Here is a 22,643-nt window from a genome sequence, read left to right as displayed (position 1 = left end):
CGAAGGAATCGTGATAAGTTGCTTCGTTCGACTTGCATGTGTTAAGCACGCCGCCAGCGTTCATCCTGAGCCAGGATCAAACTCTCATAAAAAGTTTTACCTTAGCTTAGTTCTGAACGAACTAGCTTAATAGTTTCGTTTCCGTTTAACATTACTGTTATTAAGGATAATCATTTCAAAACAAAATTTGTTTTACGATTGATTACTCGCTTGAATATTTCAAAGAATTTTCAAGGTTGTCATTCTGTTCAGTTGTCAAGGTTCTTATCTTCAAAGCCTTGTGTTTACTGGCTTTGTTGATGTTTTGTTGTCGTTGCTGTATCGCAGCGACTTGTATATAATATCACCGTAAAACCTTTCTGTCAACAGTATTTTTCGTTTTTTCGCCTACTTTTTTACTGTACTTTTTATACTTATCAATACTTTAGTTTGCATTTTTCATTCAAGTCGCATAAACACTGTATTTTCTGCAATTCAACACTGAAAAAAGACCTCCTAAGAGGTCTTTATAGTTTTATTTATAACTATTCTTTTCTATACTTCACAAATCATTTATACGCGTTTTTTTTGCATTTCTTCTTTATAAACTCTTGCAGAATATGCATTACAAATAAGAATTTCTATTAAAATCATAGCTAAAAATACAGGGTAGGCGTATATATTTGCCATTACAATAGACATAACAATTAATACTGCTGCCACTATAAAGCTTAATACAGAAGCTAGTTTATTAACTTTATTCCAAGTATCCTTACTTTTTAATGTATAGCTATTTCTATATCCCCACACTGTGTTTTGTTTTAATCTAGCACATGCTATTGAAATTCCCATAAATAATATTGCAATTACAATTAAAGATACACTTATAAGGTTTAGACTTGCATTGTAAGCACTATCCATTTTTAGTCTAATTAGACCATATTCATAATAAGCACTAAGAATTGTTACATAGGCTATTATTAAATAAGTTATCCCCATCATTATGAGCCTATCTTTTTCCTTAGACTTTGGATCTGACTTAATTATATAATCCGCTAATTCAAATATAATTAAAGCAATTAATAAGCCTATAGAGGCACCAATAAAACGAATTAAATCATCCCCTAGACTAATTCCTAGTATTTTTGGTATGGCAAATGTTACAAAAGCATTTACAAGTACAATTAACAACACCACTATTAATCGCAGACTTTTTAATTTTTTACAAGTATTTATCATAAATACCCACCTCCATTTCATCTATATTGACATGTTAATATTTTTATTTTTTTAAATCAATAACATTTATGATGATTCTTTAATCATTTTATATTATTGACGCTCTTTTATGATATTGTTAAACTTAAAACAATTTGACATCTCTGGAGGAGACAACATGAATCAACAAATAGGCAAAAGAATCAAGCAACTTCGTACAGAAAAAGATCTTTCACGAGAAGATTTAGCTCTTAAAATAGGAATATCAACAGCTCAATTATATAGAATAGAAACAAAAGGAGCTAATTTTTCAACTGAAACTTTGATAGAATTATGTAAATATTTTAACGTTGACAGTAATTATATATTAGACGGTGTCATAACAGACTACTTTATAAAAAATAAAATAAAAGATATAATCAATGATTGGATATAATTCATATTTATCTTCATTAGTAAAAAACGTCCCCATTCTCTTATTATTAAAGAATGGGGACGTTTTAATAACTATACTTATATGGACTAAAACTTAATCGCACATTTATTTCTATCTACGTTATCCATTATAATTTTAGGAAGAGCTTTTTTCTCATCCTCAGTCAAATCATTAGTATTAAACATTACAAGCATTTTAGAACCATTAAATAACATATAATAGCCATACTTATAATAGGCTGTTGTGCAATCACTCCATTCATAATTATAAGTTAGCTCATGTTCTGGAATGTCAGCTAATATGCCTGACTTTGTTACAGTCATAATACACTTAGCTTCTTCTGCTGGGTCTCTGTGCTTTAAATGATAATTTACACTACTTTTAAACTGATATAAAAAGATAAACAAAGGATATGCAACACAAACTGCATAAATAATAAGTAAAAAGTATGTGTAAATCCCTGCTGCAAGTAAGCAAATACTTATTATTGCAGGTGTTAGTGTAAGAATTGTTTCGATTGGATTACGTATAAAACGATTCCAGAAAACAATTTTCTTATAGTCGTCGCCTTTTGCTTTTAGGCTTGTTTCGTATTTTATCATGTCCATATTATGCAAACCTCAATTAATTAAATCCAATAAGTTTATTCATTACTTTGTAGCCAATCTTAGAGATTCCACGTCCAACTGGTCCTCCTGGAATATTTACCGACCAGCCAAGGGCACAGTATCTAAGTTCTTTATATAACTTGGCATCTCTTTCCTTAACAAACTTCCATAATTCCTTCTTCTTTGCTAAGTTTTCCTTAGTTCCTGAAAGGATTAAGAAAATAGAAGAGATTTCCATCATAATACGAAGATAATTTCTCATATAATAACGGCACTTCTCGTTGTTATGTTCAAGAGAAAGGTAAGATTCAATCATTCTTCTTGTTACTCTTAACTGCTGATCTATTCTACTAATCATGACCTTTTCATTAACTGACTGGTCATCTCTACCTATAAAGTATCTGTAGAAATTAGTGTCTAGATAGTACATTTTCTTAACAAATGGCAATGGCTCAAATACAAAGATATTATCTACATAGAAAGTATGCTTAGGTAATTCAAGCGCGCATTCCTTTAATACAGAAGTCTTGTAAATTACTGAATGCATTAAAATGTACTGGTCAACCTTAAATTTAGCAAGCATTTCGTCCCAACCAAACATTTTCTCAATAGGGAAAACATTGCGGTAATGAACCACTTTCTTTCTTGGTGCTCCAACCTTCTCATAGACATAATTGCAAATCATCATGTCAGGTTCGTTGTCTTCACTAAAACTCTTTAATGTCTCTAAAACCTTCTTATAGCTCTTTCCATCAACCCAATCATCACTATCAACTACCTTATAGAAGCGTCCTGTTGCATTTCTAAGACCAGTGTTTACAGCCTCTCCATGACCGCCATTTTCCTGATGAATCGCTTTTACAATTCCTGGGTAAAGGGCCTCGTATTTCTTTGCAATTTCAAGTGTGTTGTCCTTAGTTGAACCATCATCAACAATAATAATTTCTACGTCGTCTCCGCCTGCTAATAAAGAGTTGATACATTTTTCCATGTATGCAGCTGAGTTATAGCAAGGAATTGCGAATGTTAATAATTTCATATGTTAAACCTCATTCCTTTGATATAACAAATGTTTAATATGTCGGAACTATCCCGCTCTTTAAGCATTTGATTTTATTACATGCGCTCTGGGCATTCAAAAGCAAGTAAATCGATACATGTTTCAAGCACTCTCTTTGTAAGGTCGAGTAATGAAACATAGCCTGCCTTAAGCGATGCATTTTCTTCAGCTAAAATCTTAGTGTCGTGATAGAAGCCGTTGAAAGCGTTTGACACTTCGTAAATATACTGACAAATTCTATGTGGTGCGTTGTCGTGGTAAGCGCTATCAATAACGTCTGCAAACTTAACCAAAGATAGTGATAGAGCCTTCTGGCTGTCCTTATCTGTAGGAAGGATTGCACCTGCTTCAACCTTGCCACCCTGTTCAATATACTTATTAATAATAGACTTAATTCTTACAATAGTGTAGAGAATATATGGGCCTGTGTTACCTTCAAAGGATGCAAATCTATCTACATCAAATACGTAATCCTTTGATGCCTGGTTTGAAAGATCACCATACTTAAGGGCTGCAAGTCCAACAATCTTAGAGATATTCTTAGCTTCTTCATCTGAAACATCTCTGTTGTCCTTTACCTTATTGTAAACTGCTTCATTAATATCAGCGATTAAGTGTTCAAGTCTCATAACACCGCCGGCACGTGTCTTAAATGGCTTTCCATCCTTACCATTCATTGTACCGAAACCTACGAATGTAAGATTAGCGTCTGGCTTAACAATTCCAGCCTTCTTAGCTACTCTAAAGAACTGTGTATAGTGTAATTCCTGTCTCTTATCTGCAAGATAAACATAAGCGTCAGGACTATATAATTTTTCTCTTTCAACAAGTGTTGCAAGATCTGATGTTGCGTAAAGGGCTGCACCATCTGACTTTCTTACGATACATGGAGGCAATTCCTTAGAATCTGTCTCTTCCTGAATATCTACAACAATAGCGCCCTGGCTTTCATGTGCGATGCCATCAGCTATCATCTTATCTACCATCTCTTCGATATATGGCTGAGCATCTGATTCGCCCTTCCATAATTCAAAGGATACATTTAAGTTATCATAATTCTTCTTTAAATCAGCCTTAGAAATAGTCATAATATGATGCCAAAGGGCACGGCATGCCTTATCTCCCTGCTGTAACTTAAGAGTTGAAAGATGCGCTCTTTCCTTGAAAGCTCTACCTTCATCTGTATCTTCCTTAGACTTCTTTGAAGCTGCAGGATAAATTTCCTCTAATTCTGAAATTGTAAATGGAGCTTCACTTGGATATTCTCCTGTGTAGCTTTCATCAAAATAGCAAAGGTCTGGCTTTCTATCACGAAGTTCTTCAATAATAAGACCCATCTGAAGGCCCCAGTCTCCTAAATGAACATCACCGATTGTCTTATTGCCAACGTAGTTGTTGATTCTCTTTACAGATTCGCCAATTACTGCTGAACGAAGGTGACCAACGTGAAGAGGCTTTGCAGCATTTGCTCCACCATAATCAACGATTACAGTCTTGTTGCCTTCTGCATTAACATAGCCAAACTTCTCTGTCTTAGCCATTTCATTAACATAGCCAGTAATAAATTCTGGGCTAACTGTCATATTGATAAAGCCTGGTTTTACGCTTTCGATTTTTGAAAATAATTTACTATCCTGTAGGTTTGCAACTACGTCATCAGCAATCATAAATGGAGCTTTCTTTAAAGCCTTAGCTGCTGCCATAGCACCATTACACTGGTATTCGCAAAGGTCAGGTCTATTAGAGATATTTACCTTAGCATAGCTTGTATCAACGCCAGCTTTTGTAAATGCAACTTCTAATTCTTCTGTGATTAATTCAATAACTGTCTTCATTTATCCTCCTAATTAATACTCAATCTCTTTTAAAAATAAGCCATAACTCTCGGCTGGAAGAGACATTGTAATATTCTCGCCATCTAACGCTTTCTTAACATCCTCTGCCTTTTTAAGGCCAGTTGAGACATCAAGTAAAAAGCCAATCATAAGTCTTGCCTGATTGTGCATAAAATCATTAGCCTTAATTCTTAAGTAAGCATAGTGATCTTCGATTTCAAGGGAAATATTCTTAATATCCTTTACTGTAGACTTGCTACGCTTAGCAGTTGTGAAAGCCTTAAAGTCATGCTTTCCAAGAAAATACTTAGCACCTTCGTGTAAAGCCTTGAAGTCTGGTTTATCAAAAGTGTGGTAGGCATATTTTCTTGAAAATACATCTGCTATATTCGCAATGTCTAATCTATATTCGTAAGTCTTTGACTTAGCATTTAACTGGGCGTTAAATCTTTCATCGACTTCCATTAACTCATAGACTGCAATATCTCTTGGGAGATATCTGTTGAGATAATTTCTGATTTCTAGTGCTGACAAATGTTTCTCTAACTTAAAGTTAGCAACCTGAGCAAGTGCATGAACGCCCTTCTCAGTTCGGCAGCCACAAATAAGCTCAATATCTTGATTAGTGAGCTTTCTAAGTACTTCAACAATCTTGTTCTCTACGGTGTTAGAGCCTTCATCCTTAGCACGAAGCCATCCGTCATACCTAGAGCCGTCATATTGAAGTGTCATTCTGTAATTGTACATAATTCCTCCAAATTCAGCTTAAACTTGCCATAATTAGCCGTTTCTTAAATTCTAATTTATTAAGGTTTAAGTTTTATTAAACCGCAATAAAAAAGGTGCAACTTGCCATTAGACAAGTTACACCACATTATACAACTTTTACTTATTTATAAGCAACCTTTATTTAGTAGAGTCTAATAAAGACTATTATTTCACTAAATATACGGAAACTTCTACTCTTCTAACACTTTATTGATTGTGTTTAAAATGACTTCAGAGTCGAAAGGTTTCTGAATAAAATCTGCTGCACCTCTTTTAAGGGCTTCCACCATATTACTCTTTTGTCCTGCTGCTGTTACCATAATTACCTTAGCCTGAGGTTCTATATCTACAATTTCCTTAACAGCATCAATACCATCCATTACCGGCATTGTAATATCCATAGTAACTATATCTGGCTGATAGACTTTATATTTTTCCACGCCTTCAAGTCCATTAACAGCCTCTGAGACAATTTCGTGACCAGCTTCTTCAAGCATGGTTCTTAAGAATTTTCTAGATGTTTTTGAATCATCAACAATTAATATCTTAGCCATATCCGCTTCCTCCTATTCTACGCATTTAATTTGATCTTGTCATTAGCTGCCATTAGCAATTTAAAACTCTTGCCATTCATTTCAAAAACAGCTACATAAAGACCGGTCTCTGATGTTACGCATGTATCTTTGTAGAACACTGGCGGATGCAGTGTAACTTCTATCTCTGAGCCACTTAACTTGGTTGCATATGCACCATTCATAACATTTATTAATTCACAAAGGGCATCATAAGCATCCATATCAAGTTCTCTAAAATCCTCTCCTGCAAATACTGACGCAAGTTCTACAAGTTCATCGTCTTCTCCTGCAATCCCTAAAAATACGTCAATATCGCCGTCCATTATCTGACAGCCCATAAACTGTCCTTGATACTGCTTAATGTACTCTATACTTTCCATTACAATCTGGGTGTCCATAAATGTTGCTAAACTCTTAATTGCACATTGTAACTGGGTAATATAATAGTCATTATTCATATCAAAAAATGTTGTGACCATTTCATCTATATTGCCTTGTTTAATCACTTGAAGCTCATTGTCTGTGAATACCGAACCAGAGTGATTCTTTGCAATATACTTACCAAGTATCTTGTCGTTCATACACAATCTCCTCGAGTTAAAAAATATTATTGTCCACGTTATTTATACTAATAATATTATACCATGAGGCATGCATTTATCAAGTCTTTTAAAAATAAAAGATTTTTATTAAATGCCTCTTTTAATTTTTATTTTCTTCATTAATACAAGTGCAACTAAAAATGTAACAAACTCTGCAATTATAAAAGAAGCCCACACAAGATAGATTTTCTCTACATTTTCTTTTGCTATTAAAGAAAATCCATAAGCTAGCGGTAAAACAATCACAAACTGTCTTAAAAGTGAAATCAAAAGAGACTCAAAGCCTCCCTTTAGAGCTTGGAAAATTCCTTGGAAAGATACATTTAAACCAGCAAATATAAAGCTCAAAGAAATTATTCTTACCGCATTTACAAACATCTGCCTTCCACAGCCTGTTAATGAAAAAGCTAGTGCGAACTTATCAGCTAAAAGCTCCACTAACACTAAGCCAACAAGCATTATAATAATTGTATAAATAAGACCAAATTTTATAGTTTCTTTTACTCTTTTATTATCCTTAGCACCATAATTAAAAGATAAAACCGGCGTTATAGCATCTCTTAATCCAAAGGCTGCAAAAAGGACAAATTGTTGGATTTTATAATATAATCCATAAGATATTACAGCCAAGGCATCTATTTGTCCTAATATTAAGTTCATAGCATAAGTCATTACAGACATAAGGGCTTGAGCAATAATTGCAGGTAACCCTATAGAATATATTGCTTTAACAATTCTTAAATCTAATTTGTAATATGATAATTTATTTTTAATATCTTTGTTTTTTTTCAAATGAAATATAAGACCTAAAACTGCAGAAAAAACCTGACCTATTACTGTCGCAATAGCTGCTCCACTTATACCCATTGGTGCTATAAAACCTATACCAAATATACATATTGGATCAAGAATAATATTAATTACCGCACCTGATAGCTGAGCTATTGTTGAATAAAGTGCATTGCCGGTAGCTTGTAAAATTTTTTCAAAAACTGCAAAATAAACTATACCCATTGATAACACACAACATATCATTAAATATTTCCTAACCATAGATGAAACTATTGGATCTGAGGTTTGTGCTTTTATGTAGAAGTTAAGTAAAAATAATGCAAAAAATAAATAAACTATATATATAATTAAGGCTAAAATCATTGCATTTGCTGTAACTATACTTGCCTTCTTATAATCTTTTTGTCCTAAGCTTAAGGATAGCAATGCATTTACACCAACGCCTGTACCTATAGCAATTGCCACCATTATCATCTGTGCTGGGAAAGCTAAGGTTAAAGCATTTAGGGCTTGTGTTGCATTTTCAGAAATCTGACCCACAAAAATGCTATCAATAATGTTATAAAGTGCTTGCATCATCATGGAAATAATAATTGGAAAACCCATATTGATTAGCAGTTTATTAACTGGCAACTCCTAATTTATTTTCTTTTTTGTCTAATTGTTTTGTTTCCATTTTTCCTCCTAAAAAAAGAAAGGCGCAAATCCAATATCTGGATTTACGCCTTTCGCTACTCGATAATAATATTATATCAAATTTTATTTCATAAAGTAATATATAAAAATTCTGAATTTATTAAATTACTTATCTTCTACTGCGTAGTTAGGAGCTTCCTTAGTAATATGAATGTCATGTGGATGTGACTCACGAAGAGCAGCACCTGACATCTTAATGAACTGAGCATTCTCCTGAAGATGTGGGATATTAGGAGCACCATTATAACCCATACCTGCACGAAGACCGCCCATAAGCTGGAAGATTGTATCTTCAAGGAGACCCTTGTAAGCTACTCTACCTTCAACACCTTCTGGAACTAACTTCTTAGCGTTAGTCTGGAAGTATCTGTCCTTGCTACCATTTTCCATAGCTGCAATAGAACCCATACCTCTATATACCTTATACTTTCTACCCTGGAATAATTCAAATGTACCAGGAGCTTCATCACAACCTGCAAGTAAGCTACCAAGCATACAAACTGATCCACCAGCACCAATAGCCTTAACTAAGTCACCTGAGTACTTAATACCACCATCAGCAATTACTGGAATGCCATACTGCTTAGCTACTTCATAAGAATCCATAACAGCTGTAATCTGTGGAACACCAATACCTGCAACAACTCTTGTTGTACAGATAGAACCAGGTCCAATACCAACCTTAACAGCATCTACACCAGCTTCGCATAATGCCTTAGCAGCAGCGCCTGTAGCGATGTTACCAGCGATAACCTGAAGATCAGGGAATGCTGACTTGATGTCCTTAAGTGTTGTAATGATGTTCTTAGAATGACCATGAGCTGAATCAATAACGATAGCATCAACATTAGCCTTAACTAAGGCTTCAACTCTATCCATAACGTTAGATGTGATACCAACTGCAGCACCTGCAAGAAGTCTACCCTGTGAATCATGTGCTGAGTTAGGGTACTTAATTGACTTCTCAATATCCTTGATTGTAATAAGTCCCTTTAACTTAAAGTCGTCATCAACGATTGGTAACTTTTCCTTTCTTGACTGAGCTAAAATCTTCTTAGCATCTTCAAGAGAGATACCTACTGGAGCTGTGATTAAGTTCTCGCTTGTCATGCACTCCTTAATAGGTCTATCAAAGTTCTCTTCAAACTTAAGGTCTCTGTTAGTAATGATACCAACTAACTTACCGCTTTCATCAACGATAGGTACACCTGAAATTCTGAACTTTGCCATAAGGTCATTAGCCTCATGTAATGTATTATCTGGATGTAAAAAGAATGGATCTGTGATAACACCATTCTCTGAACGCTTAACCTTATCAACCTCTTCAGCCTGCTGCTCAACTGACATATTCTTATGGATGATACCAATACCACCCTGTCTTGCCATAGCAATTGCCATTCTGTGCTCTGTTACAGTATCCATACCTGCACTCATAAGTGGAATATTAAGCTTAATATTCTTAGTAAGGTATGTAGATGTGTCTACCATATTAGGTGTTACTTCTGAATACTGAGGTACTAATAATACGTCATCAAATGTAATGCCTTTACCAATAATCTTACCCATTCTAATCTTTTCCTCGCTTTCTTACTTCTTATACTTCTTTACTTTGTCTAGCGTTGTTAATAACACGACGCCAGTATCGCGTCAACGCTTATATCAAATCAATACCAATAATGATATTCTATTGCTTTAGAGTGTTAAATTGCCTCTAAAATAACATAAAACAGCACCGATACAAGATCAGTACTGTTTATGTATTATTAGAAATATATCACTATGAATTGTAAAAGTCAAACTATTTTTCTGAAATTTTATAGGCCGATTCAGCAACTATTTCTTTGATTGCTTCAAGGATCTTCTCATCTGGTTCTATATACAATCTAACCTCTTCATTAGTAGCATCATCATATACATAACATACTACTACTTCTCTATCTGATAGACGTCCTAGATAGTCATATGTATGTACATTGGAATGCTGTAATCTCATAGCTTCTTCTGAATCTGCATAGGCTACAAGCTTTGCTCTTGAAAATGCATAGCTTCCCATATGTCTTCTTGTTGTCTTACCCATAATTCTATCCACTGATAAAACATCTTCATAAAATGAGTACTCAATCTCTGCGTTGTAATACTCAAATACAAGTACTGTCACAATCAAGAATGCTATAAGAATTATGATTCCCATTACACCTGTTGTAGGTACTGTTGTTGCTGCTAATACACATGCAATAATTAAAACTATTCTATATAACCAGGATATAGCGGGCGCTTTAACTTTAATTAACTGTTCTGCGTTCATAAATTACTCCTTAAGTTTAGTGTCCCCTCAGACCTATTTTTGCTAGGGCAATTGTAACATATTGGGGACGGAAAATCTAGGGCGGGGGAGGGGAGTTTTGGGTCGCCGGCCATTGCATCGCTAGCACTAAGTCTGAGGGGAGACACGCTTTCGCTATCTAGCTGCCTAGCGGCTACTAAAAAATTCCCTAGCACCGCAGGCGCTGGGAATTTTAAGTACCGAGGCAGACTAGCATGTCCCCCTCACACTTGTGCTAGCGATTCCATTCCGGTTTTCACTCCCCCGCCCAAGATTTTCCCCCACACCCCACTAGGTTAGGGGAACTGCCGGGAGTGGGCTGTGGGGAGGTGACGCCAAATGCACTTCGTTGTTTGGCTGTGTAACGATGCCGGAAAGATAAAAAGAGAGAGTGTGTGAGATAGGACGGCAAAATTGCTTCGCTCTTTGCCTGTGTGATGAAGAGAGGTACGAACGGACGCTAAATGCGCTTCGCTGTTTAGCTGAAATACGAGATAGGCGCCAAATACACTTCGTTGTTTGGCTGGATAATGTGATAGGACGGGCTATTTCTTCGAAATTTGCTCTGTTTCTTGCAATAAAAAAGTCCATGAAAGAATTAACTTCCATGGACTTTAAGTGATTTTTTTGGGAGCTCCTAAAGGAGCTTTTATGGTTCGCTTTCGCGAAACTTTGATGTGCTAGCCTCTGCTAGCACTGTGGATTTACCTTTAATTATGATGTATCTAATCTAAGATTTAATACTAGACTTAAATCAAAGATTTAAGTCAAATTATCCTTGTAAGATTACTTCGTAATCTTACGGGCGTTTGATTTGCTTTGCAAATCAAGCTAGATTACATCATACCACCCATGCCTGGGGCAGCTGCTGGCATTGCTGGTGCTGCTTCTTTAATAGTAGCTACTGCTGACTCTGTTGTAAGAAGTGTTGATGCTACTGAGCATGCGTTCTGTAATGCTGAACGTTCTACCTTTGTTGGATCAAGGATTCCTGCTTCGATCATATCTACGTATTCTTCGTTGTATGCATCAAATCCTGTTCCTACTTCTGATTCTCTTACCTTATTAATAATTACAGCGCCTTCAAGTCCTGCATTGTATGCGATGTGGAATAATGGTGCTTCAAGAGCCTTTAAGATGATCTGAGCACCGATCTTCTCATCACCTGAGAGAGTATCTACTAACTTAGCTACTTCCTTAGATGCGTGGATGTATGCTGAACCACCACCTGATACTACACCTTCTTCTACTGCTGCTCTTGTTGCGTTAAGAGCATCTTCCATACGAAGCTTAGCTTCCTTCATTTCAGTTTCTGTTGCAGCACCTACTCTGATTACTGCTACGCCACCTGCAAGCTTAGCAAGTCTTTCCTGTAACTTTTCTTTATCAAATTCAGATGTTGTCTCTTCTAACTGAGCTCTAATCTGAGCAACTCTTGCTTCAATATCTGCCTTGTTGCCTTCGCCATCAACGATTACTGTGTTCTCCTTAGCAACCTTAACTGACTTAGCACGACCAAGCATATCCATTGTTGTATCCTTAAGTTCAAGGCCTAATTCTTCAGAGATTACCTGTCCACCTGTAAGGATTGCGATATCCTTAAGCATTTCCTTACGTCTATCACCGTAACCTGGAGCCTTAACTGCTACTACGTTGAATGTTCCTCTTAACTTATTAACGATAAGTGTTGTAAGAGCTTCACCTTCAATATCTTCAGCAATAATAAGGAGTCTAGATCCATTTTGAACAATCTGCTCTAAGATTGGTAAGATATCCTGGATGTTAGAAATCTTCTTATCTGTAATAAGGATGTATGGATCATCTAAATTAGCTTCCATCTTATCCATATCTGTGCACATATATGCTGAAATGTATCCTCTATCGAACTGCATACCTTCTACAAGGTCAAGTTCTGTCTGCATTGTCTTTGATTCTTCAATAGTAATAACGCCATCGTTTGAAACCTTCTCCATAGCGTCTGCTACCATCTGACCTACGCCTTCATCAGCTGCTGAAATTGAAGCAACCTTTGCGATCTGATCCTTACCTGTAACCTTCTGGCTCATCTTAGCAATAGCTTCTACTGCTGCATCTGTAGCCTTTCTCATACCCTTTCTTAAAACGATTGGGTTAGCACCTGCTGCGAGGTTCTTCATACCTTCGTTAATCATTGCCTGAGCTAAAACTGTAGCTGTTGTTGTACCATCACCAGCAACATCATTAGTCTTAGAAGCAACTTCCTTAACTAACTGAGCGCCCATGTTCTCGAAAGAATCTTCAAGTTCGATTTCCTTTGCGATTGTAACACCATCGTTTGTGATAAGTGGTGCACCGTAAGATTTATCTAAAACTACGTTACGTCCCTTAGGACCAATTGTTACTCTAACTGTGTTAGCAAGCTTGTTAACGCCTTCTTCTAATGCTTTTCTTGCTTCAATGCCATACTTAATTTCCTTAGCCATGTCTTTAATCTCCTTTCAAAACCATGTCTTTTTTTATTAAAGCGGACATTCGGAATCCGCTTCGCTACTTCCTCATGAACGCAGTGGCACTTTGTGCCACCTGTCAGAAGGGGCTTTAACCCCTTCTGACACTAGTAAGCTTTATACCCCCGCTTAAAGCTTACGCTTTTGAAGCGGGGGATTGCTTACACTGCGTTCAAAATGTGTCTAGGTCGTAGAAATGAATATTATGTCTTATATTTTCATAAAAATTCAAAACCTAAACGGGAATATATTCATAATCACTTTATAATGATTAATTAATTTCTAAAAAATCTTTATATTATTCAATAACTGCTAAGATGTCTGACTGCTTTACGATTGTGTATTCTTCGTCGTCTAACTTAACTTCTGTTCCAGAATACTTAGCGTAAATAACCTTGTCGCCAACCTTAACCTGCATTGTAACTTCCTTGCCATCAACTAATCCGCCAGGACCAACAGCAACAACCTCTGCCTGCTGTGGCTTCTCTTTAGCCTGACCTGGTAATACGATTCCTGACTTTGTAGTCTCTTCTGCCATAATTGCCTTAAGAACAACTCTGTCTCCTAATGGTACTAACTTCATAATTAAATCCTCCTTTTAATATCAAAATCCTAAACGCCTCTAACGTTAACATTTTTCTTTACTGTTAGCACTCCTTAACTTCGAGTGCTAATATCAACATAGTTAAAGTTACCACTAGTCTAGGGCTTTGTCAATAAATAGATGCAAGTTTTATAATTTGTTTATTTTTAAGCTTCTTGCATAATAAAAGAGGTATTGTTGGGCGTATCCCCCGAGGTCTTTGTATTTTTCTTTTGCAAATTTTTCGATGACCGGAATCTTAGTATCCTTGCCGTCAAAATACTTAGCCTCCATGATTCTCTTAATCCACACATCAATAGGAAAGGCCTCTCTTTTATTAAGGGCAAATAGGCTTACGCAGCTAGCAACCTTTAGGCCTACGCCCTTAATTTTAGTTAGTTCTGCTATAGTCTCTTCTGGACTTAGCTTATCAAAGAAGGCTCTAAAGCTGGCTTCGTCTGTGCCAGAAAATTCTAGGGCTAGCACTCTATCAATCGCATCCTTTATATAAGGGGCTCTAAAGCCGGTTTTTAGTTCTTTTAAATCCTCTACTGTTACATTTTCAAGCTGCTTAGGACTTGGGAAAGCGTAGAGTTTGCGACTAGAATCTTCATATAATAAGTCGCCATATTTTGCAGAGATGTCGGCCACAATCTTTTTAATATGAGGAATCTGCTTGTTTTGCGAAATGATAAAGCTAATGAGGGTCTCAAAGAAACTCTGATTAAGCAAATGCACACCCCATTTTGCCTCAATGGCCTCTGCAAGCTTTGGATCAGCCTTTAAAAGTTCTTTTTTTATGGCTTCGTAGTCGCGGTCTAGGTCGAAATACATTTTCCAAATATTGTCAAAATCGGACTTGTCGGTGTTGTAAAATACTAGTTCGTCGTCTTTTTGCGCAATGTGAAGCGCTCTATTATAGGCAGTTAGCACGTAGTCCTGCTCTGCAATCTTTTCAAAATGAAAGCACTGACCACACTCTAGTGTCTGTTCTAAATCAAAATCTATAGGTCGTTTTATTACAAAATCGCTCATGTTACATTTTCCTTTCAGAATAAATATCTATGTCCCATTATATTATTTTGGAAACTCTTGGCAAGTTTTTTAAATTTATCCTTTTATTTTATTTAATTTCATATTAAAATAAAGAAGTAGTTTTTCTACATATGTTTATGAATTTTGGGCCTACGGGCTTTTTATATATTTTTTGGTTTTTACCGCAAATGGAGTTTATATGAAATTAAATAAAAGAATCTTAGCCATAATTAGTGGCGCTAGTCTAGCTTTTTGCTTAACAGCTTGTAAGCTACCTTTCCTTAGCAATACTAACGAAACTGAGACTTCTAGCATTAGCTATATAGCTTTTGAGAATAGTGCAAGCACAACTGGGGAAATTATTGCTTACATTCAATCTGCACTAGATAATAATGAGGAGTCTTGTGAAATATTTGTTAGTGACGAAAGTCTTATAAATGCTGAGGATTGGCTTTCAAGTCTTTCAGGCTTAGAGCAATTATCTTGCGAATATCGCAGAGTGAAGAACGGTTACAATTTAGTTGTTACATTTACAAGATGGGACAACTACGCTATCGTTAATGCCTATAAAAACTCGGATACTTCTGAGTTAAACGAAAGGCAGCTTGCTCTTTACAATAAATACCTAGAAATTTTGGGAGAAGTCACATCTAGTTCTAATTCAGATTATGAAAATGAATTGGCTATCCACGACTATCTCGTTGAAAATATTACTTACGTGGACCACGGCGACAACTCTTTTAATGCCTATCAGGCTTTAATTAATGGTGAGGCTGTTTGTAGTGGTTATACAGAATGTTTTAAAACATTACTTGATATGCTTGAAATTAATAACTACACAATTTCTGGTGTGGCTGGAGACCAAGCCCATATTTGGAATGTTGTAGAACTTGATGGTGAATGGTATCAGGTGGATGTTACTTGGGATGACCCGGTAAATTCTACTACAGATTATATTCAGCATTACTATTTTAATATTACTGCTGAGGATATGGCCCTTGATCATACTTGGGATACTGATACTTATCCAAAGAACACTGTCACTGGCACTAAGTATTCTTATGCCAATGCAGAGAATTTAAAGAAAATCACAACACAAACTGATTTAAATAACTATATTGTTTCTAATATTAGAAAGCGTGCCACATCCATCGAATTTACAACAACTGATATTTTCGATTTAGCAGCTGCTGTAAAGCGTGCTGGTGTGCAGCTTAGTTACTCATATAAGGATGTAGAGCGTAGTGATTACGTATTCTATGTTGTTAACTTTAATTATGAGTAACATTTTAATTCATAAATATATTTAGACTACAACTATAAAACGAAATAAAACCATAAATTATAACTAGAACTTAATGCAACTAACACAGTAAATTGTAATTGCATTGAAAATAAAAGCAGGGATGTCTCTTTTTTACAAGAGGCATCCCTATTTTTGTATAAAATTTACTTTTGATTTTTATTACTTTTAAAAATGTAATGCCGTCGATTTTTGTATAAAATTTATCGATACATTATATTGAGTATTCGACCTTTATACTGTGATACATTTTCAAAAATATTAGTATGTCATTACTTCGTAGCCATCTTCTGTGACGTGAACCATAATCTCCCACTGTGCTGAATATGAATCATCATCTGTGTAGATTGTCCAGCCGTTTGAATCGTCGATGTAAATGTCTGGGTAGCCTTCGTTGATCATTGGCTCGATTGTAAATACCATACCTGGAGCCATAACCATGCCTGTACCCTTCTTAATTACATAGCTTACAAATGGATCTTCATGGAACTCTAGACCAATTCCATGGCCGCCGACTTCACGAACGACTGAGTATCCATTTGCCTTAGCATGATCCTGGATAGCCTGGGCTACATCGCCTAAGTGGCCCCAAGGCTTAACCTGTTTAAGACCTAACTCTACGCATTCCTTAGCTACGTCTACTAACTTCTTGTGTTCTGGAGCTACATCGCCGATGCAGAACATTCTTGAGGAATCTGAGAAATATCCATTAAGAATTGTTGAGCAGTCTACGTTAATGATGTCGCCATCTTCAAGAATAATATTATCTGATGGAATACCGTGGCAAACCTGATTATTAAGGGATGTACACACGCTCTTTGGGAAACCTTCGTAATTAAGTGGAGCTGGAATTCCTCCCATCTTAGTTGTTGTTTCATAAACCATCTTATCGATATCCTCAGTTGTCATGCCGGCTTTGATATTCTCTGCCACATAGTCAAGACAAGCGATGTTAATCTTTGAGCTTTCTCTCATACCCTGAAGTGTTTCTTCATTCTTAATTATGCTTCTTGGTGGAACCTTATGGAACTTTCTTTTGAAAGTATCAATCTTTCTGTCCCAGTCTCTATGACACTCGCAATAAGGCTTGCCGCTCTTGCACCAACAAGGATCATTTGCTTGAATCTTCTTCATATCTATTACTTCCTTTCTATATTAATCCGTTAGAAACGGACTTGTTAACAATTGAAGTGTTGTTCACATTTCGAATACAGTTTCATTATACTCGGGTGTGGGGGTAAAAAAAAGTGAATTAATAATAAATTTTATCAAGAGACCGGGGGAGGGCTCGCGGAGGGGGTTAGAAAAACCCGGGCATTGCAGCGCGGCATCAGTTCCTAAAGGGACACGCAAGAGTCCCGAGGCCGGAAGTGTTGTGGGACGCGCATTGCAGCGCGGCATCAGTTCCTAAAGGGACACGCTTTCGCTAAGCTAGACGCCTAGCGGTTACTAGAAAATCCCCTTGCGCCCCAGGCGCTGGGGATTTTAAGTACCGAGGCGTCTAGAATTGTCCCTTTCGAAACTATGTCCGCGCTTCCATTCACGTTTCCGCCCCCGCGAGGACTTCCCCCGGGACTCTTGGGAAAAATTGCGATTCATCCTTGAGATGAATTTGCAATTTTTACGCAAGGGTATTGCTATATGGAGGGATGGGGAAGAATACGGCAAATACGCTGCGCTGTTTGCCTACCGGAAGAGATGAGTTATCGGTGGAATGTACAGCAAACTAGCTTCGCGTTTGCCTAACGGGAGGGAATAAATAGGTGAAGTTTTATTCATAAATTAATTTCTATTCTTAACGTTTGATTTAAATTTTATTCGCTTATTTTTTGTTTTTGAGAGAATTTCTAAGTTTGGGAAAGGTTGTTTTATTATCTGGGTTTGACAGAATCGTTGTCGTGTTTTTTATTAAATTGCCCTTATTTTTTTATATATAGCCATGAATTTTAAAAACAATCATACATATTTATTGCAAAGGCTGGTGCCTTCTAATTTAAATGAAAGGAAAAGTCGGATTGTAAATTTGATTCAGATTTACATTTTGACAGGTGAATTTATGAGAAAAGAATTCAAAAGTTTATCGTTTCATGATGATGTTATGTTCTTCATGATAACAAAGAATCCTGATATTTGCAAAGGGTTTATTGAAATGTTTATAGAAAAGGAGGTTGAGCGTATTGTTCATATTGAGAACAAAGATTTTAAAGAGGGTTCCTTATATAAGAATGTGACTAGTTTGTATGTTTACTTTAAGGGCGAGCCTGATCTTGAGATTGTGGATTTATTCACTTCTAACTTCATTAATGCTCCGATTTTTACGCGTCACTATCAGACTTATCTTGATAAATGCAATATTAAAGCTGCTAAATACGAAGAAGATCTACTTACGCGACATTTTATCATTTTCAATGACAAGGATCCTTATGGAAAGGGAGATTTAGTTTATGATTTCAAGACTACTACTACTATTGGGAATTTAGAATTTAATGATGGACTTAATTATTACATGGTAAATCTTGCTGGAAAGCCTGATTTTACTTCTTCTACTGCTATTAGAAATTTCGTTGATTATATTCAAAATGGAAATATTAACGATGTTTTTACATCTAAACTTGATTATGAAATTACTCGAATTCGAAACAATAAATATTTCGAGAAAATCTATAACTTAGCTATTGAAGATGTCCTAAGCCTTGGCATGAAAGATGAACTGGTTAATGATGCGCATTTAACTCAGATTGAACTTTATAAAATTAGAACACACCTACATCGACTAATTAACAATATAAAGAAATTACAAAATGACGGTATAAGTTTTTATGAGGCATTAACACGTTTGACAAACGCCAGGGAAACTGATTATGTACGCCATGATGTGGAGATGGCCTTTAAAAAGGTTTCTTGCTTTAAGGTTAGTCATCAGGGCTGGTTATGGGAGTATGTGAGTGACCGCCTAAATAATCTGATATATTTTTAACATAGATACTGAGAGGGGGGCGGTTTGGGGGATGGGTGTTGTTCTGGGAGAGGTTGTTGTTCAGGTACTGGGGCGCCCGAGGGGGAGGGTGCTGCTTTAGGGATGGGGCTGTTGTTCGGAGGACGGTTGTTGTCCGGGCGCAGGGGCGCCCGAGGGGGAGGTTGCTGCTTTAGGGAGGGGGTTGTTGTTCGGGGGACGGGTGTTGTCCGGGCGCAGGGGCGCCCGAGGGGGAGGTTGCTACTTTAGGGAGGGGGTGTTGTTCGGGCGCTGGGGCGCCCAATGGGGGAGGGGAAGAATTTATAGTTTTATGTGTGGGAAAATCTTTAAAGTGGCTTAATTAGCAATCCTTGCTAGTTATAGCCACTTATTTTTTTAAAATTTTCGGGATGCAACGAATCAAACCCAGAAATAAAATTTCGTTTGTGCTCCAACTTGCTTAATAAAGCTATTACAGGCACAAAATAAAAGGATTTCGAGAAAGCCCCGAAAATTTCTTGTGCTCGTTTTTCATAGATGTAAAAATAAAGGCACATAAACAACATATTAGATATCAATATCTTTGAAATCAAGAAATCAGCGTTGGCTAAATCAAGAGAAATCTTAAATTACAGCCACTCTATGTCCGAAAAATACAAAAATCAAAAAATCATGCTGTGCCCGTAATTCTAATTCTTCGTCATTTTAGTCAAAACCGCATAATCCTAGTGGAATGAAAGCATGCTCCGACCCCATTTAACAAGTTGGGACACACAGCAAGAAGCTTAACTCGGAACGAAACAACAAATGCGGCCACCACTCCCCTCCCGGAACACAGCTCCCAGGCGAAGGCGAAGCAACTTCGCCGTCCGACAGCACGCACTCAGGCGAAGGCGCAGCAACTTCGCCGTCCGGCAACACATCACTCAGGCGAAGGCGCAGCAACTTCGCCTCCCGGCAGCGCATCTCTCCCCGCCAGGCAAACAGCGCAGCTAGTTTGCCGTACCCCTGCGCCGCCCGGCAACACATCTCTCCCCACTAGGCAAACAGCGCAGCTAGTTTGCCGCACCCCACCGCCGTCCGGCAACACATCTCTCCCCGCTAGGCAAACAGCGCAGCGCATTTGCCGTACCCCTCCACTCCCGGCAGCGCATCACCCTCCGGTATGCAAACAGCGCAGCGCATTTGCCGTACACCCCACTCCCGGCAGTGCATCACACTTCCGGCCGCTACAACCTACGCGCTAGGAAGGCTCGGAATTTTTGCTGAATCATAATAAAAATGCTGAATTCTTAGGGATGTTCTCCCTAAAAATCCAGCTAAATTTGGCCTGCAAGGGCAAATTAGGCTTTGGGTCCCGAAAGGGACGGAAAAAGCCGTTAGCGACCGAAGTCGGTAAGCCTGCAGAACATCCTTAAAGAATTCCATTTTTATTATCTTCACAAAAATCCGAGCCTTCCTCACCTTAAGACTGCATCTCGTCAATCACCGCTGGCAAGAACTGTTTCTTTCTTGACACAACGCCTTTTAACAATACTGGGTAGTCGTCATTCTCTACGTTGAATGCACCCTTTAGAATCTGAAGAGCATTCTTGCCCTCACAGATTACGTAAGAAGCTTCTGACATAATGTCTGTAACGAGAAGGAAAGTCATATCTAAGCCTGTTGACTTAGTTGAGTTTGGAATGTAGTTTAATTCTCTTTCTACTAAGAGTTTAACCTCATCCATTCCCATTACATTAACCTGGCCAACGCCAATGTTAGTGTCATTAACTGAGAATCTCTTGAAATCCTGATAGAAGATTTCTTCATCAGTCTTTTCTGAGAGGTTGCTACCTGCTCTAAACATTTCTCTACCATAGCTTTCTGGGTCGATGCCAGCAATAACTGCTAAGTCTCTTGCTGCTGCCTCATCCTCCCAAGTACATGTTGGTGATTTGAAAATCAATGTATCTGAAAGAATTGCAGAACACATGACTAAAGCCATAGTCTTTGATATCTCGATATTATTTTCCCTATACATCTTGTAGACGATAGTACATGTACAGCCTAGTGGCTGGTTTCTAAAGAATACAGGTGTGATGGTTTCAATTGAACCAAGTCTGTGGTGATCGATGATTTCCTGAATCTGTGCATTGTCGATACCAAAGACTGCCTGTGTCTTCTCGTTGTGATCCACAAGAATAATATTCTTCTTGCCTGCGCCAAGTAAATTTCTACGAGAAATCATGCCGACATACTTACCTTCTTCATCCTCGATTGGGAAATCTCTATAACGCTTCTTTGCCATGATATCTTGAATGTCTTCAATGTAATCTCTTGTCTTAAAACCTACAAGCTTTTCTCTTTCCTTCATGAAGAAGCTAACTGGAATTGCCTGGTTCATAAGTCTAGCTACTGTATATGTGTCATATTCAGTGCTGATTACAATGACACCTCTATCACTTGCTATCTTAGAAATTGTATTAGATACTCTTGCGCCTTCACAGACTACGATACAACCTGCGCTCATCTCAATGGCGCAAAGCTGTGCTTCATATCTATTACCTAAAATAACAATATCGCCTTCATCAATCATTTCCTCTAAGATATCAGGATTGGCAACACCGATAAGTAACTTACCCTTTACGTAATTATTCTCCACATCACCAGTAACAACTGTACCTTTAAGAGTTTCAACGATGTTAGTAAAGCTTGTGTGTGCAGTTGATAAAATCTTAGAATCAAAAACCTCGAAGTATGATTTTGAAACATCACCGATTGTTACAAGACCTTCAAGGTTCTCACCTTCAGTAATAGGTAGTGTTACTACATCTAAGCTCTTCATAAGTTCCCAAGCTTTACGTACAGATAAATCTCTATTAATACCTTTAGTTCTTCTAATTTCAATATCCTTTACCTGAGGACGTACATCTTTGATGTACTCTGGGGCCTTTAAGCCCGCCTTCTTTAATACGAACTGTGTCTCTTCGTTTAGATGACCAGCTCTCTTAGGCTCATATAATTCACTTTGAGTGATCTGATTTTTTAAATTAGCATAACTGATTGCTGAACAAATTGAATCTGTATCTGGATTCTTATGTCCTACAACCCATACTTTTGATTCGCCCATATAACCTCCACGCGCGAAAATTCGCTTCTTTATTTATCTTCTTTTCCCTTTAATTAGCCTACACAAGTATAGCATATTGTTAATAGTCTAACAATCGTTTTAGTCATCTTTTTTGTATAATATTTCTCAATTATACATTAATTTAGCAGAGATTTTTGGTCATTTTTTATTAAAAATTTGTTCACAGTTCGTTAACTTTTATATTTCCATATATAAGTCAAACTCGCTAGATATGGTATGGCTGTGAAAATGTAACATTTTCCAAAGGCTCAATTAATC

18 protein-coding genes and 1 rRNA gene are annotated in these 22,643 nt (G+C 37.1%); 3 read left to right on the top strand and 16 right to left on the bottom strand.

Annotated elements, in window-relative coordinates; translation table 11 throughout:
• Together BLQ66_RS10940 and BLQ66_RS10935 are read right to left on the bottom strand one after the other, a co-directional pair.
• A 16S ribosomal RNA gene (locus BLQ66_RS10940) occupies positions 1-92 on the bottom strand; the annotation flags it as partial.
• Positions 93-552: 460 nt separating this feature from the next.
• Positions 553-1,218, bottom strand: coding sequence for an SdpI family protein (locus BLQ66_RS10935; protein WP_074522177.1), 666 nt, complete (start codon positions 1,216-1,218; stop codon positions 553-555).
• 157 nt (positions 1,219-1,375) lie between these two features.
• Between BLQ66_RS10935 and BLQ66_RS10930 the strand changes: the two genes are divergently transcribed.
• A complete protein-coding gene (locus tag BLQ66_RS10930) occupies positions 1,376-1,633 on the top strand; it encodes a helix-turn-helix domain-containing protein (protein WP_074522176.1) in 258 nt (85 codons plus the stop codon).
• Positions 1,634-1,719: 86 nt separating this feature from the next.
• Here BLQ66_RS10930 and BLQ66_RS10925 read toward each other — a convergent pair whose 3' ends face one another.
• The 12 genes from BLQ66_RS10925 to BLQ66_RS10870 form a co-directional block, all read right to left on the bottom strand.
• A complete protein-coding gene (locus BLQ66_RS10925; RefSeq protein WP_074522175.1) occupies positions 1,720-2,241 on the bottom strand; it encodes a hypothetical protein in 522 nt (173 codons plus the stop codon).
• A 16-nt stretch (positions 2,242-2,257) separates the two neighbouring features.
• Positions 2,258-3,280, bottom strand: a complete 1,023-nt coding sequence (locus BLQ66_RS10920) for a glycosyltransferase family 2 protein (RefSeq protein ID WP_074522174.1) — start codon at positions 3,278-3,280, stop codon at positions 2,258-2,260.
• Positions 3,281-3,357: 77 nt separating this feature from the next.
• Positions 3,358-5,136: an arginine--tRNA ligase gene (gene argS / locus BLQ66_RS10915; RefSeq protein ID WP_074522173.1), complete on the bottom strand. Its 1,779-nt coding sequence runs from the start codon at positions 5,134-5,136 to the stop codon at positions 3,358-3,360.
• Positions 5,137-5,148: 12 nt separating this feature from the next.
• Positions 5,149-5,883 carry a tRNA pseudouridine(38-40) synthase TruA gene (truA, locus tag BLQ66_RS10910; RefSeq protein WP_074522172.1) on the bottom strand — a complete coding sequence of 245 codons (735 nt, stop codon included), beginning with the start codon at positions 5,881-5,883 and terminating at the stop codon, positions 5,149-5,151.
• Positions 5,884-6,095: 212 nt separating this feature from the next.
• Entirely contained in the window at positions 6,096-6,458 is a 363-nt protein-coding gene (locus BLQ66_RS10905) for a response regulator (RefSeq protein ID WP_074522171.1), read from the bottom strand.
• Between the two features lie 17 nt (positions 6,459-6,475).
• A complete protein-coding gene (locus BLQ66_RS10900; protein WP_027431843.1) occupies positions 6,476-7,060 on the bottom strand; it encodes a chemotaxis protein CheX in 585 nt (194 codons plus the stop codon).
• Between the two features lie 108 nt (positions 7,061-7,168).
• Complete coding sequence (locus tag BLQ66_RS10895; RefSeq protein ID WP_074522170.1) at positions 7,169-8,479, bottom strand: MATE family efflux transporter; 1,311 nt, start codon at positions 8,477-8,479, stop codon at positions 7,169-7,171.
• Positions 8,480-8,674: 195 nt separating this feature from the next.
• Positions 8,675-10,135, bottom strand: a complete 1,461-nt coding sequence (gene guaB, locus BLQ66_RS10890; RefSeq protein ID WP_074522169.1) for an IMP dehydrogenase — start codon at positions 10,133-10,135, stop codon at positions 8,675-8,677.
• Between the two features lie 232 nt (positions 10,136-10,367).
• Complete coding sequence (locus tag BLQ66_RS10885) at positions 10,368-10,874, bottom strand: hypothetical protein (protein WP_074522168.1); 507 nt, start codon at positions 10,872-10,874, stop codon at positions 10,368-10,370.
• A gap of 854 nt (positions 10,875-11,728) precedes the next feature.
• On the bottom strand, positions 11,729-13,354 hold the full coding sequence (gene groL / locus BLQ66_RS10880; protein WP_074522167.1) for a chaperonin GroEL: 1,626 nt from the start codon (positions 13,352-13,354) through the stop codon (positions 11,729-11,731).
• Positions 13,355-13,676: 322 nt separating this feature from the next.
• Positions 13,677-13,961, bottom strand: coding sequence for a co-chaperone GroES (gene groES / locus BLQ66_RS10875; protein WP_027431847.1), 285 nt, complete (start codon positions 13,959-13,961; stop codon positions 13,677-13,679).
• A gap of 150 nt (positions 13,962-14,111) precedes the next feature.
• A complete protein-coding gene (locus BLQ66_RS10870; RefSeq protein WP_074522166.1) occupies positions 14,112-14,996 on the bottom strand; it encodes a DNA-3-methyladenine glycosylase family protein in 885 nt (294 codons plus the stop codon).
• 199 nt (positions 14,997-15,195) lie between these two features.
• Between BLQ66_RS10870 and BLQ66_RS10865 the strand changes: the two genes are divergently transcribed.
• Complete coding sequence (locus BLQ66_RS10865; RefSeq protein ID WP_074522165.1) at positions 15,196-16,281, top strand: transglutaminase domain-containing protein; 1,086 nt, start codon at positions 15,196-15,198, stop codon at positions 16,279-16,281.
• Positions 16,282-16,560: 279 nt separating this feature from the next.
• On the opposite strand, the gene map is transcribed toward BLQ66_RS10865, so the two are convergent.
• Entirely contained in the window at positions 16,561-17,433 is an 873-nt protein-coding gene (gene map, locus BLQ66_RS10860) for a type I methionyl aminopeptidase (RefSeq protein ID WP_074522164.1), read from the bottom strand.
• 889 nt (positions 17,434-18,322) lie between these two features.
• Here map and BLQ66_RS10855 point away from each other — a divergent pair.
• The gene (locus BLQ66_RS10855; protein WP_207645142.1) at positions 18,323-19,276 is read left to right on the top strand and encodes a hypothetical protein; all 954 of its coding nucleotides are present in this window, start codon (positions 18,323-18,325) and stop codon (positions 19,274-19,276) included.
• 1,441 nt (positions 19,277-20,717) lie between these two features.
• Here the strand turns inward: BLQ66_RS10855 and BLQ66_RS10840 are convergent.
• Entirely contained in the window at positions 20,718-22,364 is a 1,647-nt protein-coding gene (locus BLQ66_RS10840) for a putative manganese-dependent inorganic diphosphatase (RefSeq protein WP_074522160.1), read from the bottom strand.
• Between the last annotated feature and the right edge of the window lie 279 nt (positions 22,365-22,643).

The sequence above is a fragment of the Lachnospira pectinoschiza genome (assembly GCF_900103815.1).
Lineage (GTDB): Bacteria > Bacillota > Clostridia > Lachnospirales > Lachnospiraceae > Lachnospira > Lachnospira pectinoschiza_B.
The sequence above is the reverse complement of the archived record's forward strand: the minus strand, read 5'-3'. Positions and strand labels throughout refer to the sequence as shown.